The 15,769-nt window shown below is 39.0% G+C and carries 15 protein-coding genes and 1 pseudogene; 8 read left to right on the top strand and 8 right to left on the bottom strand.

Annotated elements, in window-relative coordinates:
* Positions 1 to 57: 57 nt before the first annotated feature.
* Together IGI54_RS14080 and ebgA are read left to right on the top strand one after the other, a co-directional pair.
* Complete coding sequence (locus IGI54_RS14080) at positions 58 to 1,554, top strand: amino acid permease (RefSeq protein ID WP_216429899.1); 1,497 nt, start codon at positions 58 to 60, stop codon at positions 1,552 to 1,554.
* Positions 1,551 to 4,604 carry a beta-galactosidase subunit alpha gene (gene ebgA / locus IGI54_RS14075; protein ID WP_430621565.1) on the top strand — a complete coding sequence of 1,018 codons (3,054 nt, stop codon included), beginning with the start codon at positions 1,551 to 1,553 and terminating at the stop codon, positions 4,602 to 4,604. Before IGI54_RS14080 ends, ebgA begins: the two co-directional genes overlap by 4 nt.
* A gap of 234 nt (positions 4,605 to 4,838) precedes the next feature.
* Here ebgA and IGI54_RS14070 read toward each other — a convergent pair whose 3' ends face one another.
* Positions 4,839 to 5,195 carry a DUF488 domain-containing protein gene (locus IGI54_RS14070; RefSeq protein ID WP_430621564.1) on the bottom strand — a complete coding sequence of 119 codons (357 nt, stop codon included), beginning with the start codon at positions 5,193 to 5,195 and terminating at the stop codon, positions 4,839 to 4,841.
* Between the two features lie 327 nt (positions 5,196 to 5,522).
* Between IGI54_RS14070 and IGI54_RS14065 the strand changes: the two genes are divergently transcribed.
* A complete protein-coding gene (locus IGI54_RS14065; RefSeq protein ID WP_430621563.1) occupies positions 5,523 to 5,795 on the top strand; it encodes a PspC domain-containing protein in 273 nt (90 codons plus the stop codon).
* A gap of 272 nt (positions 5,796 to 6,067) precedes the next feature.
* Here IGI54_RS14065 and IGI54_RS14060 read toward each other — a convergent pair whose 3' ends face one another.
* The 3 genes from IGI54_RS14060 to IGI54_RS14050 form a co-directional block, all read right to left on the bottom strand.
* Positions 6,068 to 6,901 carry a Cof-type HAD-IIB family hydrolase gene (locus IGI54_RS14060; protein WP_430621562.1) on the bottom strand — a complete coding sequence of 278 codons (834 nt, stop codon included), beginning with the start codon at positions 6,899 to 6,901 and terminating at the stop codon, positions 6,068 to 6,070.
* Between the two features lie 120 nt (positions 6,902 to 7,021).
* On the bottom strand, positions 7,022 to 7,441 hold the full coding sequence (locus IGI54_RS14055; protein ID WP_311901252.1) for a GNAT family N-acetyltransferase: 420 nt from the start codon (positions 7,439 to 7,441) through the stop codon (positions 7,022 to 7,024).
* A 25-nt stretch (positions 7,442 to 7,466) separates the two neighbouring features.
* Complete coding sequence (locus tag IGI54_RS14050; RefSeq protein ID WP_430621561.1) at positions 7,467 to 8,150, bottom strand: GDSL-type esterase/lipase family protein; 684 nt, start codon at positions 8,148 to 8,150, stop codon at positions 7,467 to 7,469.
* Between the two features lie 192 nt (positions 8,151 to 8,342).
* Here IGI54_RS14050 and liaX point away from each other — a divergent pair, with 192 nt between their 5' ends.
* The 4 genes from liaX (at position 8,343) to IGI54_RS14030 (ending at position 11,923) form a co-directional block, all read left to right on the top strand.
* Positions 8,343 to 10,028 (top strand): daptomycin-sensing surface protein LiaX, encoded by a 1,686-nt coding sequence (gene liaX / locus IGI54_RS14045; RefSeq protein ID WP_430621560.1) that lies wholly within the window; start codon positions 8,343 to 8,345, stop codon positions 10,026 to 10,028.
* Between the two features lie 13 nt (positions 10,029 to 10,041).
* Positions 10,042 to 10,320, top strand: a complete 279-nt coding sequence (locus IGI54_RS14040) for a PspC domain-containing protein (protein ID WP_216429909.1) — start codon at positions 10,042 to 10,044, stop codon at positions 10,318 to 10,320.
* Positions 10,321 to 10,650: 330 nt separating this feature from the next.
* Entirely contained in the window at positions 10,651 to 11,424 is a 774-nt protein-coding gene (locus tag IGI54_RS14035; RefSeq protein ID WP_430621559.1) for an HAD-IIB family hydrolase, read from the top strand.
* A gap of 133 nt (positions 11,425 to 11,557) precedes the next feature.
* Positions 11,558 to 11,923 (top strand): potassium channel family protein, encoded by a 366-nt coding sequence (locus IGI54_RS14030; RefSeq protein WP_430621558.1) that lies wholly within the window; start codon positions 11,558 to 11,560, stop codon positions 11,921 to 11,923.
* A gap of 56 nt (positions 11,924 to 11,979) precedes the next feature.
* On the opposite strand, the gene IGI54_RS14025 is transcribed toward IGI54_RS14030, so the two are convergent.
* A complete protein-coding gene (locus IGI54_RS14025; RefSeq protein ID WP_430621557.1) occupies positions 11,980 to 12,966 on the bottom strand; it encodes a serine hydrolase domain-containing protein in 987 nt (328 codons plus the stop codon).
* 127 nt (positions 12,967 to 13,093) lie between these two features.
* Here IGI54_RS14025 and IGI54_RS14020 point away from each other — a divergent pair.
* Positions 13,094 to 13,573, top strand: a pseudogene (locus tag IGI54_RS14020) (N-acetyltransferase family protein).
* A gap of 183 nt (positions 13,574 to 13,756) precedes the next feature.
* On the opposite strand, the gene IGI54_RS14015 reads toward IGI54_RS14020, so the two are convergent.
* From IGI54_RS14015 to IGI54_RS14005, 3 genes are all read right to left on the bottom strand, one after another.
* The gene (locus IGI54_RS14015; protein ID WP_430621556.1) at positions 13,757 to 14,041 is read right to left on the bottom strand and encodes a hypothetical protein; all 285 of its coding nucleotides are present in this window, start codon (positions 14,039 to 14,041) and stop codon (positions 13,757 to 13,759) included.
* A 115-nt stretch (positions 14,042 to 14,156) separates the two neighbouring features.
* Positions 14,157 to 14,363: a DUF378 domain-containing protein gene (locus IGI54_RS14010; RefSeq protein ID WP_071862436.1), complete on the bottom strand. Its 207-nt coding sequence runs from the start codon at positions 14,361 to 14,363 to the stop codon at positions 14,157 to 14,159.
* Between the two features lie 292 nt (positions 14,364 to 14,655).
* Positions 14,656 to 15,024, bottom strand: coding sequence for an iron chaperone (locus tag IGI54_RS14005; protein WP_430621555.1), 369 nt, complete (start codon positions 15,022 to 15,024; stop codon positions 14,656 to 14,658).
* Positions 15,025 to 15,769 lie beyond the last annotated feature (745 nt).

Here is a 15,769-nt window from a genome sequence, read left to right as displayed (position 1 = left end):
ATCATGAAAGCGCTATAAAATCAATGTGTAAATAACTATTGAAAGGATGTTTAAAAGATGGAGAATTCTAATTCAAGACAACGGCTAGGTTCGGTTGCGTTGATGTTGATGACATTTTCAGCAGTCTTTGCATTTCCTAGCATTGTCAACAATAGTATTCAAATTGGGTTGGCGACGATTCCCGGATACTTGTTTGGCACTATTTTTTATTTTTTACCGTTTATATTGATGATTGCGGAATTTGCTTCTGCTAACTCAGGAAAAGAATCAGGAGTTCACAGTTGGCTGCAGTCAGTATTAGGAGAGAAATGGGCATTTTTAGGTGCATGGTCTTACTTCTTTGTGAATCTATTTTTCTTCTGTTCCTTGTTGCCGAACACATTGATTTATGGTTCTTATGCATTTGGTGGAGCTAATGTTTTTCAGGGTGGCAACAGTACGATTATTATTGCTATTATTTCGATTTTTCTCTTTTGGTTAATGACATGGGTCTGTATTAAAGGAGTATCTTGGATCTCGAAAGTCACAAGTTTTGCTGGCAGCGCAAGGTTATTCATGGGGGTAGCTTTCGTAGTTTTAGCATTTATTGTTGTTTTTGGATTTGGTAAAGAACCTGCACAAGAGTTTACGATGCAGTCAATTAAGCCAACCTTCAATTGGACTTTTTTCATGACCATGGCTTGGATTTTACAAGCTGTTGGCGGTGGTGAAAGTATTGGTGTATACATTAAGGATGTCAAAGGTGGAAATAGTACTTTTGTTCGGACAATGATTGGTGCAACTATAATTGTTGGTATCATGTATGTTTTAGGCGCGGTTGCTGTTGGCTTTGTGGTTCCTTCAGATGTATTAAAGGGCAATTTTTCAAATGGGATATTCGATATCTTTAAAATCTTGGGTTCTTATTTCCATATTCCAAGTGGAGTGATGGTCCGCTTAGTTGGCTTGATTTTATTTATTGGTAGTCTGGGTTCATTAGCGTTATGGACTGCTGCACCGGTCAAGGTCTTTTTCTCAGAAATTCCAGAAGGTGTCTTTGGAAAATGGCTGGTTAAAACCAATGAAGAAGGAAATCCGACAAATGCCTTAGTAGTACAAGGAATTATCGTTACAATGTTGCTGATTATTCCTGCATTGGGAATTGGTAACATGGATAGCTTTCTTGCAACGTTAATCAATATGACTGCTTCTACCTCATTGTTACCAGTTTTATTTTTATTAATTGCCTATATCGGATTACGGTTGAAAAAGGACTCGATGCCTCGAAGCTTTAAATTTGGCAATCGTCATTTTGGTATTTTTGCGGGTATCACGTTATTAGTGATTTTCATTTTCGTATTCTTCATGTCAACGGTTCCTGATCCGCAGTTGATTATGGCTGAGATACATGGAACATTACCAGCGGGTGAAGCAAGTCCCATTGGAATGCTGATTTATAACATTGCTGGACTAGTAATATTCATGGGCTTTGCCTGGATTTGTTGGAATCGCTATGAGAGAAAATCAAAATTAATAAATAATAAAGAAACAAAGGTAGAGGTGACTGGCAAATGAAAATTTGGGAAAATTATCAATTGGATCATATCAATCAGTTAGAACCACGTGCACACTTTTTGAGCTTTCCAACAAAAGAAAGAGCATTATTGAATGAAAACAAGTATACACATGCTTTTAAAAATTTAAATGGACTATGGAAATTTTTATTAATAGATGCTCCAGAATATAGCCCACGTAACTTTTATGCACCAGATTTTGATACAAAAGAAATGTTCGATATCAAAGTTCCAGGCAATTGGCAAGTTCAGGGATATGGCAAAATGCATTACTCCGATCTTTGGTACAATTTTCCAATTAACCCGCCTTATGTTCCAACAGAAAATCCAACAGGGATTTACAAACGACAATTCACTGTTGATGAAAACTTCAAAGGAAAGAAAGTAATCTTGCGTTTTTGTGGTGTAGATTCTGCGTTTCATGTTTGGGTCAATGGGCAAGAAGTCGGCTACAGTAAAGGTGCAAGAAATGAAGCTGAGTTTGATGTTACCAAACTGATTCATGAAGATGACGCAAATGATTTGACGGTAAGAGTTTATCAATGGTCTGATGGGACATATTTAGAGGATCAGGATATGTGGTGGCTTAGTGGAATCTTTAGAGATGTAGAGCTGCTTGGGGTTCCTTTTGCAGGGGTTAATGATATTAAAGTGGTCGCAGATTTGGATGAAGACTATACAAATGGGTTGTTGGATCTGTCTTTCAAATTCCGTGAAGAAAAGTCGCAGCGCATAGAGGTAGAATTGATCGATTCAGCTGGGAAACAAGTTAGTCAAACGTCGGTTAACCAGCGAGAACGGATTCATATGGAAATTCCTAAGGTTGAACCTTGGACGGCTGAAACACCTAATTTGTACCAAATGATGATCTCTGTTTATGAAGGGGATGAATTGATCGAGGTTATTCCACAACAGGTAGGGTTTAGAAATATCCGCTTAGCGGGCGAGGTTTTTCTAGTGAATGGTGTGGCAATCAAGTTCAAAGGCGTTAATCGTCATGATTATAATCCAAGAAATGGCCGAGTTGTCTCAAAGGAAGAAATTGAAAAAGATATTATTTTAATGAAGCAATTCAATATTAATGCCATTCGAACAAGTCATTATCCAGCCTCTTATTATTTGTACGATCTTTGTGACCAGTATGGAATGTACGTCATCGATGAAACGGATTTAGAATGTCATGGATTTGAATTAACTGGGAAATATGATTGGATTAGTGATGATCCTGAGTGGGAAATGGCCTATGTTTCTAGAATGGTTCGAATGATTGAAAGAGACAAAAATCATCCATCGATTATACTTTGGTCTCTTGGAAATGAATCTGCTTTTGGAAGCAATTTTGTAAAAATGACCGAGGTAGCAAAAAAGATGGATCCAACTCGACTAGTTCATTATGAAGGGGACTTCGAGGTAGAAGCAGCGGATATATACTCAACCATGTACACTTGGCTGGAACATCCAACAAAAAAACCATTGATGAAAACCATTATTGAGGAATCAAAAAAACCACACATCTTATGTGAATATTGTCATGCGATGGGGAATGGACCTGGTAACTTAAAAGAATATCAAGACTTATTCTACGCTCATGATAAGTTGCAAGGCGGTTTTATTTGGGAATGGTTTGATCATGGAATTGAGTCATATACTGAAAAAGGAGAAAAATATTATCGTTATGGCGGCGACTTTGGCGATGATCCTTCCAATAAAGATTTCTGTATTGATGGGATGCTGATGCCAGATCGCACTCCTTCTCCAAGTCTGTACGAATATAAAAAGGTCATCGAACCTATTCAGACGACAGAAATTGACCTTGCTAAAGGAAAAATTGAGCTGTTGAGTCATTTTGATTTCCAAAATTTACAGATTTTTGATTTATATTATTCAGTTATCGAGGATGAGACCGTGATCGAAGATGGAACAATTTCACTACCTTCGATTTCAGCACGTCAAAAAATGGAAATGACCTTGCCTTATTCGTTGAACTTTGTACCCCAGCCAGGAGCAAGTTATTTCTTGAAACTTTCCTATCGACTTAATGCAGCCATGGCGTATGCACCAAAGGGGTATGAATTGGCCTCGGCTAATTTTGAACTTCCGATTAGGACAGAAGGCCTTGTCGTCGAACCAAACGGTCGTTTGCAAGTCGAGCAAGATGAAACAAAGCTTACTATTGTTGGAGAAAATTTTTCAGTAATGTTTGATACTGTGAGAGGAACGCTTTTGAAGATGGTTCGAGATGGCCAAACGCTGATTGAACGAGGACCTAAGTTTACTTTATGGCGGGCTCCGATTAGTAATGATATGGAAATCATTGATGAAATGAAAAAGAAGCATTTCCTTCATTTGGAGCATGAGATTGTTCATTCGTTTAATTGGGAAAAGGCAGATCGATCAATTAAGATCATTGTTGAAACGATCAACTCGACTACAAATAGTGCTTGGCATTACAAGTGTACTTATAGTTATACAATTTTTGGAAGTGGCGATATTTTATTTAATATAGAAGGAATTCCTAGTGGGAAAATCGATACAGCCCCAGACATGCTTCCGCGACTAGGAGTATCGATGCATGTAAATAAAGCTTTAAATCAAGTGAAATACTTGGGCCGAGGACCAAGAGAAAACTATGCGGATTCAAAAGAAGCAGGGTATCTCGGAGTTTATAGTTCGAGTGTTAAAGATATGTTTACAAATTATGTGGTTCCTCAAGCGAATGGAAACAGAATGGATACTCGGTGGGTGGCACTAACTGATGATCGAGGACAAGGTGTATTCGCTGCTGAATCATCTGGATTTAACTTCAGCACTTCTTATTACGAAGAAGCTGATTTAGACCAGGCAAAGCATACTTGCGACTTAGAAGAACGGGATTATGTAGTTGTAAATATCGACTACAAGCAAAATGCATTAGGAAGCTTTTCTTGTGGACAGTGGCAGTTAGAAAAATATCGAACAACTTTTGAAAAATTCGATATTTCCTTCCGCTTAACTGGTTTTAACAGAAAAGAAGCTGATATTTTATCGTTGTCCCATGAAGTCTTAAACTAATTTTTGTCCTAACTAAAGATGCTCCTTCAAATTCGTTTACTAGCAGATTTTATCATTGCTAGAACAGAATTTGAAAGGAGTATTTTTTATTGGAAAAAAGGTTCATTGTAAAATCGGATATGGTGTAACAATCAAATTATCAATGAAAACGTAGCTCAAGATATGAATAAAAAAATAGATTGAATTTCTTAATTAAAAAATATGTTACTTTAAGATTGGAACATTTACTTTTCACTAAATCTCATCTTTCAAAAGCTGATACAACACTTGTGCGTTATTAGCTTCTACATTTTTCGCACCGTAGACAAGGGTCACATCTTTTTCCTTTGCGATCACTGTTTTTAGCTTATCTAAGGCTTCTTTTTGTGGACCCGTTTGCAGCTCTTCAAGATATTTCGCTTGAAACTCAGGGAATTTATCGTCGTCATGATTGAACCATTTTCTAAGTTCAGGACTTGGGGCGATTTCTTTTAACCAAAGATCGATCTGTTCAATCTCTTTGGATTTTCCTCGCGGCCATAGTCGATCGACTAGGACACGATAGCCATCTGCGTTCTCCGCAGCTAAGTAAGCTCGTTTAATTTTAAGCATAGTTGGACACTTCCTTTGTTTTTATTTTATCAAAGCGGGTGAAAAATGAAAAAACATTAGGTGCAAAAAGAAATCAAAAAGCAACAAGCTTGATTTGTGGTTAGTTTCAACAAATGACGTTTATGGAAATAGAAGGAGAGAGGGTTTAGAATCTATGTACCTTTTTTCGTTTCATTTATAAAGAAACTAGGAAAATTCAGCCCAAATAACTAGTAGAAAAATCAGACCTTTGCCCTATGACAATTATTCAGAGCTTCGGCATAATATAAACATAAGATAGCTACTTGGTTATGAGTAGTAAAACTGACATTCAAGGAGAAAATCAAAATGACGAAAAAATTGATGAAATCACAAAATAATCGAGTATTAACAGGGACTTTGGGCGGTATCGCAGAATACTTTGGGATTGATGCTACTACTGCACGTATTATTTATGTTTTCACTAGCATCTTTTTAGTTGGTGCACCAATTTTACTTTATGTGTTACTGGCAATTTTGGTTCCCTCTGCTGAAAGACGGACACAAGTCTACGAACAAGCGCAATCTGATCAACCAAAACAGGCAGAACCCGTTGCGGAGGGTTCGTGGAGTGACTTTTAATCAATGGGAAAATATAAAAAATAAAGACGGATTGCCTTAGAGCGATCCGTTTTTTTGTTAGTAGCTATGTTAAAAAGATACTCATCTATTTGAGGGGCTATTGATTTAATCAATTGATTTCAATGGACCCTTATGTGACGCCGTAATCAATTGTGGCAATCCAAAATTTAGTCAATGAGCTGTCCGAAGCCCAAAGTAAACGTTCCAAGCAATGAAAAAAGTTCCTCACATTGATATTGAATGTGGGGAACTTTCTGTTTACTTAGATATGGTTATAAATATTTCGCCAAACCGGCCGCAATCCCATCTTTATCACAGGAAAGTGTCACATCATCAGCCACCGCTTTTAGTTCCTCAACGGCATTGCCCATCGCAACACCGACACCGGCGTATTCGATAATGGTACGGTCATTTTGACCGTCGCCAAAAGCAATCATATTGTACGAATGAATCCCTAAATCAGGAAAAACGGTGTTTAAGGCTTTCGCTTTATCAATCCCTTTATCTGTAAATTCAAAATAGAAAGGGGCTGAAAAAGCGGCAGTCACAACCTCATCAAAAGGTGCGTGGATCGCTTCAACATTTTCCTGCAAGTATTCTGGTTGAGCCGCGATCAAAATTTTATTGATTGGAAAAGTGGCGAAGGCTGCGAGATCATCGATTTCGCATAGCTTAAAATTGCCGCCGCGAGACTCATATCGAATGATATTGAAATCTCCTTCTGGCAACTCTAAGTTATTGTTGTAAACGTCATTTACATACATATAGTCTTCTTTGTCAATCATCGGCATCACATCGAACTTTTTCAAGTGCTCCAAGATTGCTTGTCCGGTTTCAACACTCATGGCTTGATTGAACAAGACTTTCTTGGTCTTGCAATCGGTCACACGAGAACCGTTATAGGAAACGAGATAGCCTTCATATTTCGTCATTTCTAGTTGCTCAGCCAGTTCAAACATTCCTGTCGTAGGGCGACCGGAAGCTAAAATCACTTTGATCCCTTTTTCTTGAGCGTTGATCAAGGCCTGCTTCGTTTTTGGAGAGATCATTTTTTTTGAAGTTAATAATGTACCGTCGATATCCAGTACGATCGCTTTGATATCCATGTCATCACGTCCTAATTTGAGTATAAATTAAGTCTACTATTGGCTAGAGGTGATGTAAATGGTTTTATTTGTAAATCCCGTTGGAAAATCAAAGGGTTCTTAATAAGAAAAGCCAGCCTTTCAGTCTGGAAAAATCATTTCCCAATAAGGATCGTGAAGCTTCACTTCATGGACTTTTTGCCAGCCTTCTTTTTCGTAAAAGGCTAATGCCCCATGGTTGCGAGACAAACATTTTAACCGGATCGGTCGCTGGGTAACTTTTTTGGCTTGCTGCATCAGCAAATGACCGATGCCCAGACCCTGAAACTCATGGTGAATGAACAAGCAATGGATAAAGTTTTCTGGTAGGTAAATGGAAATAAAGCCCACGATCTGCTGTTGTTCGATCGCCACGAAAATCTGCTCGTCTTGGGTATCGCGGTCAAAATCCTCTTCGTGCATCAGCAGTGGATCATCCCAGTAAAACGTCCGGCGACGGCTCTCTAAATAAAGTTTCCGCAGACTTTTTCTATCTTGGGGGATCATTTCACGAATCTGCATATAGTTGGTCCTTCTTTCAAAAAAATTAACGTAAATAGGGCATCAGGTTCTGCAAGACGATCTGATAACCTGCGGGCAGTAAGTGAGCCCCGTCAAAGCTGAGCTCTTTTCGTAAATTTCCATCACTGTCAGCTAATTGTTCGTTGACGTCGATGTAGCTGTAACCAAAGGTTTCTGCCAGTTGTCCCAGCTGATCACTCATTGCCTGCAAATTTTGGTTCGTCCGTTTGTCTGAATAGCGGCCTTTTTCTCCTGAACGTGGGTCAATAAATTCATCGACGGCGTTGATCGGGTAAAATTTCATGACGTAAACCTGTGTTTCCGGTAACTGCTCCTTGATCTTGGTTAGGAGCTGGCGATAATTTGTCAGTGTTTCAGTCTCGGAGAGTCCAAAGCCAATGTCGTTGGTGCCAATGTTGATAAAAATTTTCCTCGGTTTTAAGTCAAAAATCAAGGTGTCTGAGTGGTCTAAGACATCTTTTGTTGTGGTAGCTCGGACGCCGCGATTGTAAATCGTTAGCGGCAGTCCCAAATTTTCTTCTGCTTGAAATTTTTCAATCGGAAAAATTTCCATCAAGCTGGAACCAACAAAGACGATTTGATTTTTCTTAGCGGTTTTATTTGCGGCAGTATAATGACTACGCAAATCATCTTGGAATTCTTTTAGTTTAGGATTTAGTTTAGTGAGTTTGACGGTTTCGTCTTTCATAGAAATGCCAGCTTTCATTTTTATAGTTAGATATCTAATTGTTTATGAGTTTAGTCTCTTGCTGCGAGACTGTCAATTATTCTGGCTGCCAAAAAGGCAGGATTTTTAATAAAAATAGTCCTTTCGACCCATGACGAAGAGCTAAAGTTCTTGCATAATAGGCTTATAGAAAAACGACAAGGAGAGAGCCGTATGAATGAACGGGAACAAATCTTAGCGTCAATCAAAAAAGGGATCTTGTCCTCTGAAGAAGGTCTAGATTTATTAGAACATCTTGAAAAAAATCACGCTGCAGCGGAGCAATCAGCAGAAGCAGCGGTAGAAGATACACCGTTACCAGCTGAAATGGCAGCTGAAAAACCAACGACAACTTTTGAAAAAATAGAGGAAAGTAAACCAACTACGAAAGCAGAACCAGAGTTCCCTCGAGAGGAAACTGAAAACGTAGATATCGAAGTCGGATCTAAGTCAGACTCGTCAACGGTTAGTGAGCCAAAAGTAGCTGAAAAATCCGAACCGGAAATCAAACCTACGCCGCAACCAACCGATAGCGTAACCAGCTTACTCAATGAATGGGAACACATAGGTACAACTGAATCTACTACCTCAAAGGACTCAGTAACGGAAAAAATCGATGAGTTCGATCAAGCTTTGCAAGCGAAAAGCAAGCAGCTGCGGGAAAATCAGGAAGAATACCGTGAACTGAATCTAGAAGCAGAGTTAGGTATTATTTCAGCCGAAAATCAGCCGCGTTATCAGCAATTAAAAGAAGAAATCGATCAGCTAGAGTCAGAGATCCAACAATTAAAGCAAGCACGTGAAACCCCGGAGACGGAGTATTATACGGCTTCAGAAGAAACACCAAACTTTTTCGGAATCCCGGATGATTTTGATCAACAGCACTATTCGCCACTGGATCGACCAACGGAAGAACCGCAAAATTTTGCGGGACGATTAGAACGATTAATGAATAAAACCGTTCAAGCCGTTTCTGAAACAGTCAATGGGAGTGGGGCTTTTAAGGACATAGGCAAGCAAATGCCGCAGCGTAGAAACGTACATTTCAGCCATCAATTCTTATTTGAATCGATCGATGCGACCTTGCTGGATATCAAGCTGGCCAAGGGAAAAGTCATTCTCAAAGCATGGACCGATGAAACGGTTAGTGACGTGAAAGTCGATGCTGAGGTTACGCTATTAGCTGCCGTTGAGGACGCGGACCCGCTGGAAGCTTTCTTGGAACGTAGTCAAATCGAGATTGACGATTATCAGATTCGGTTTCATGTACCGAATAAACGGGTAGAAGCGACCTTGACCTTCTACTTGCCAAGACGCCACTATCAACAGGCAAAACTTCAGCTCTTGACTAGTGATCTGCAGGTTGAGGAGTTAGCAGCCAAAGAAGTATTGATTAAGTCCACCGCGGGTACAATTAGAATTGAAGATCTCGATGCGTCGAGCTTAGAGATTCAAGGAACCAACAATCAGATCGAACTACAAGCTGGCGATATCTTAGAGGCAACAATCGAGACGGTCAATGGCACGATTATTTCCAAAGCGGCGATCATTAGTGGCGACTATGCTACGATCAATGGCGACATTAAGATTACTGCTGAAAATGAAAACTTGAAAAAAATCAAAGCCAGCGCTGTCGATGGGGATGTGAAAGTTGCGTTGCCTAAAGGGTTAGGCTTAAAGGGAACTGGAAAAACGGATCAAGGAACGATCAATTACCGCTTCGCGAATTGCGAGACGGTTCGAGAAAGAAACGAAGGAAATCAAAAAACGTTGCATTTCCAACGATCAGCGGAAGAAACTGCGCAAATCACCGTTTCTTCCAAGGCTGGAAATATTTTTTTAAAGGATTCTGATAGTTAAAGGAGCTGCAATGATGAGTAAAAAAATGACTAAATCACAAAATAATAAAATGTTGACCGGTACATTAGCCGGCGTTGCTGAATATTTTGGCATCGATCCAACAATTGCTCGAGTGATCTTTGTATTTGCAACGATCGTGCTTAATGGCGGACCGATCTTGTTATATATTTTATTTATGCTGTTGATGCCAAAAGAAGCTGGCCAACAACGTGATAGACAAAGGGCTCAACGTCCTAAACGGGAAACAAAAGCGCAACGCAAACGTGCTGAAGACGATTGGAACGACTTCTAAGAGCTTCACTAAAAAATTGAATCGATTGAAAAAGTGAATAGCCAAATCGGCTGTTCACTTTTTTGACTGTAAAAGGAAGTATAAATTTTTAAATGAATAAATCGCTTTACAGCAGGTCTAGCCATGTCCGGCTTCACGAACTAGCTTTATCGACAATAAGCAAAACGATTTCGAAATTTGAGAAACAATTTAGAAATCGTTTGGTCTTATTGCTCAAAAGCTGAGCGAGTTCGCGAAAGCCTTTCTCAGTTTTTACCTAGCGGTGCTGTGATACAATAAGAAGGCATTAGAGATAAGTAGCAGCAGGCAAAAAATGAAAGTAGGGAAAGTATGGAGAAGAAGGTATTTTTCTTTGATATTGATGGAACCTTAACAGATCGGAAGACCGGACAAGTCGTTCCAAGTGCCAAACGGGCGTTGGAGTTGCTAGAAAAAAACGGTCATTTCGTTTCTATCGCGACAGGGAGGGCTCATTATAAATGCCGCGGGTTGCTTGAGTCGCTTGGCTTAGAAAATATGGTCTGTTCCGGCGGAATGGGACTGGTTATCCATAATCAGCTGGTAAAAAATACGCCATTGGATCGAAGGGAAGCGTTAGCGGTGATCCATCACGCTGAGCAGTTGGGAATTGGTGTATTAATTGCTTTGGATGATTCGGAAAAAGTCTATGCCGCTAATGATCTTTTTCGCGAGCAGGTCGGCCCACGGCAAGAACCGACAGAATATCTGATTGACCCAGACTTCAAGATAGATGAAGCCCCAGAGATTTTTAAATTTTATTTGGCGTTGTCAAAAGAACAGGATCAGTTGATCCCAGAGCCGGTAAAATTTGCTAAGTTGCGTTTTGTGCCAGAATATATCATGTGCCAGCACGATAATAAAAAACAAGGGATTCTCGATGTGTTGGATTATTTAAGTTTGCCGCAAAAAGAGGTAGTCGTTTTTGGCGACGATTTGAATGACTTGGTCATGTTCGATCCTAGTTGGACGAGTATCGCGATGGGCAATGGTGCCGAGAAACTGAAAGCGCGGGCGGATTACGTAACGGATCGTAATGTCGATGACGGTATTTATAATGCGTGTGTGAAATTTGGCTGGATTTAAGGCCAGTTATACTATTGGAAAATCCTTCAATTTGGAAACGAGTTGAAGTTTTTTTCGTTATCAAGTCTAGAAAAACTTTGTGATTCCAACAAGTAATGCTACGATAGAAGTAACCAATTAAAGGAGACCGTCGATGATCTCATTTATTTTATTATTCAGAAGCCTCTGGCATATTCTAAAAATTTTATTCAAACAAGAAGAACAAAAGGCCGTGCTATTGGCGGTCTTATTTATTCTAGTGATTGGCACATTCTTTTATCATAATGTTGAGGGGATGGCCTATCTTGACGCGCTGTATTTTGCGGTGATGACCCTTGCGACGGTGGGTTATGGCGATTTTATTCCCCACACGGCACTGGGTAAATTATTTACCATCGTCTATGTGCTGATTGGCGTGGGAATTCTTACCGCCTTGATTGCAAATTTCAATCGAGCATTGATAGAGTATCATAAAGAAAAACGCGGAGCTGCCGCTACGAAGGTAGAAACTGAAAAATAAGATCAAATGAACGGCCCAAAGAAACTAGTTGAAGTTCTTTGGGCCGTGGCTTGTTTTTAGCGGATCATTGGCTCAATGACTTGCTGGATCAGTTCGATCCGGTCTTTGGTCCCCTCCATAAATAACGAGGCAATCGCAATTACCAGCTGCTTTTCGCGATTACAATAAATCACATTACCGCCGTCACCGATCGCGGCGAAAATCTGCTTTTCTTGATCAATGATCCACCACAAATAGCCATAAGAAAGGTTCATTTCCAGCCATTTACTGTGAGGACTGGTACTTTCAGCTAACCACTCAGGGGAAACAATCTGACTATGATCCCATTGTCCATCGTTTAAATATAATTGACCGATCGTTGCCATATCCCTAGAAGAAAGGGTCAACCCCCAACCGCCGGCATTCACACCCTTAGCATCACAGACCCAGCCGTTATAAGCGATCGATTGATTGAAAGCCATCTGTTCTTCCGCTGAAGAAAGGGTGATATTTTTTTCGATGGTGATCCCAAGCGGAGCAAAAAGATTTTCTTGAGCAAATGTCAATACAGATTGTCCCGTCGCTTTGACTAGGACCGCTGATAAAATATCCGGCCCGATTAAAGGCGTGTAATGAAACGCTCCAATCCTCCCTTGCCCGCCTAATAAATCCAGCGAAAAAGTCGCCCAGTCACTACTCATAAAATACTGGCTGTAGATGCTTGGATCCGTCGTATCATAGTTGTAGGGCGCTGTCATGGTGATTAAATCGCGCAGTGTAATCTGCTGAATGGTCTGTTCCTTTGCTGCGACTGAGTACGCAGGAAAGAACGTTAGTACCTTTTGTTCTAAACTGTTCAAATATCCTTGATCGAAGGCGATCCCAACTAAAAGAGAAAGGATGCTCTTGGAGACCGAATAGACATGTAGCTTGCTGGTGACGTCACAGCCATTAAAAAAGGCTTCACATACCGTTTTGCCGTTTTGTAAAATGGTGATCCCGGCGATGTTTGGATGATCCGATTCGATCAGTTCCACCAATCGTTTTTGATTATTTTCTTCCATTAATAAAAACTCCTTCCTGTCTCAAACCTAGCGTAAGGCTTCCAGTAAGAGGAAGGTCAAGGAAAATTGTTTTCGGACTTGTAATAATGATTAAGGAGAGTAAATAAGCCAAAAAAAGGAGGCATTTATGAAGTATACAATTAGAGAATTAGAATTAGCAGAATACCCATTACTGGAAATTTTTTTACACGAAGCGCTGTTTCAGAGAAAAGGACAGACACAGTTGCCACGAAGCATCATCAATGAACCTGAGCTGCAAGTTTATCTCAAAAACTTTGGTGAAGGACCAGATGATTTTAGCCTTTGTGCCGAGGTCGATCAGAAAGTCATTGGCATTGTTTGGGTACGCAATATCGCTGGCTACGGAAGTGTAGACGCAGCTACGCCTGAATGTGCGATTTCTTTGTTAAAAGAGTATCGCGGATATGGAATCGGAACCGAATTGCTACAGAAAATGCTGCAATTATTGATTGAAGGAAAAGGATATAAACAAGTGTCACTGGCTGTTTAAAAAGATAATTATGCTCTAAACATGTATCAAAAAGTCGGTTTCCAAATTATTGACGAGAATGATGAAGAGTATCTTATGATCTATTTGTTAAAATAGTTCGTTTCACTAGTAATTTATGGAGAAAAACAAACGACTGATATTCGGCAAGCTCGTCGAATATCAGTCGTTTTAAAATGGTTTGTGAAATTATCATGGAATACTTCTATCATAGCCTAAATGGCGCCGCTTGATCATTCAATTTTAAGGACGATACTAAAGAAAAAGAAATTTTTGATAGGATCATCCGATAATCGCCTGTAGCATTACTAGCAGCAGGCTGATATAAATAGCCAATCCCACCAGATTACGAAGATTCAATGAGATACCATACCCATAATATTTTGGAATAAATAATTTCTTTTCATGGGTAGGAACGATCAGAAAGCCGACAGTTACTGTTAGTAAGATAACAGCAAAGCTGATGATCGCAATATAATTTAGCTGTAAATCTACTAGTAGTGTGTTTTTTAAGAATAGTAAGAAAAGAACAAAAAGCGCTAATCGACTGTATTTTTTTGCCTTCAACCCAGTAATCGTCCTTTTTTGATTTAGTAAACACCTGAAAGAATACTTTGAGGGAAAAAATAAAACAGGGCCCGCAAGTTGCGAGTCCTGTTTTCTCAAAGCAGATAGAAGGGTGTTACTCCGCTCTATTTGCAAAGGCTGGGATGAATTTCAAGCAATAAAGCGCACACAACCCAACAACAATATATATAATCTTAGCCAAAATAGCTGTACTTCCACCTGCAATTGCTGCAACTAAATCATATTCAAAAAGACCGACTAATAACCAATTGATTCCACCGATAATTAATAACACTAAAGCAATTATATCTAGGTATTTCATGTGGTTTATCCTCCTTTCTGATTCCGTTAACAGTACCATACTTAGAGAGGGATACCTATCTATCTGCTCATAGCGAGGTGGAATTATCTCAAAATGTGGATGATAGAAAAGAAACTCAGAGTAGCCACGAGCGAACTACGAAGTTTTATTGAATACTCTCAATAAATCGATCTATAATATTTTTTCCTGGATATCTTTGTTTAGAGCTGAGTAATATCCTTAGAACAGGTATGAAATAGTTCTGCAAGTTGGGGCTATCACAGAAAAAACTTCTCCTAATAATAAGAGAAGTTTATCGCCAAAATTTTTCATAATCTTTTTTGTCAGTGATATTGAAAGAGATCATTTTTTCTAACAGTGCAAAGTTGATTGGTTGCTCCCAATCGATCCGAAAAATATTATCAGTATGGGAATACTCACTTTTCTCAACATCTTTGAGAAATTTATTGAGACAGTAGACTTCTGGTGAGACAGAGAAAAACTTTTTTGCTGCACTAAATCCAATAATGAAAGTTCCATGATGGGTAAACATTGGTGTACTCCAGCCGATTCGTGTTTCTAATTCTGGAAATTTATCTATAATTTCCTGTAGCAAGTTTCCTAACTTATCTCGATGAACAACATTTTCGATTGATATAAGATAATCTTCAAAAGTTTCCATAGATTTCTCCTTTTTGATAAAAAATACCAACACTTAGTAAACATTATATCAAAATGATGATGAAATTTGGGAGGTGAAATTCAGGTAACGGACGGTATCAAGAAGAAAAACAAATAAATTATAAGCTAAAGAAGATTTTGAAAAAATGGAATCACTAAAAGAAGAATTCGGAGAGAGCGAACGTTTCACAATAAGCTTAAATCAAGGGTGTTTAAACGTTGGAAAAGAAATAGCGACACAATTATTCAATTAATCCCCCCATTAGAGAAGTAAATATAGCCAATTTAAAGGGTTTAATATCTCCCAAAAAAGCTCAAAGAACAGACTTTTAAATGCTATTAAAAAGGGTTCACGGGTTCTTAATGCTTTATAGATAGCCACAATCAAGGCAATAAATAGGCATAGTGGTATATAAATCACTAAGAAAATAAAGGTGGTAAGTAATATATTTTTTATTAGGGACAACAGCGATACGTCCTTTATCTATAATTTGATAGGGAAATCATAGCATCACTGATCAAGAAAGCAATGGTTTAGAAAAAATGTGACAAAAGTGTTAGTGAATACAGCGTATTAAGTAGAAAAGAGGAAACCATTTTCTAATCAATAAAAAAGTTTTTGGTACCCTAAGCTAGTCCCCACAAACCCAATGGGCATAGCCGTACTAAAATGATTTAGGAAGGTTTATAAAATATAGTAAAGCTGGTACTAAAAAGTTATATCTTCCTTAATAAAATAAATGCAA

This window comes from Enterococcus sp. DIV0800, assembly GCF_050559735.1.
Classification (GTDB): Bacteria; Bacillota; Bacilli; order Lactobacillales; family Enterococcaceae; genus Enterococcus_A; species Enterococcus_A devriesei.
Note: the sequence above shows the minus strand (reverse complement) of the source record. Positions and strands in the feature narration are given on the sequence as shown.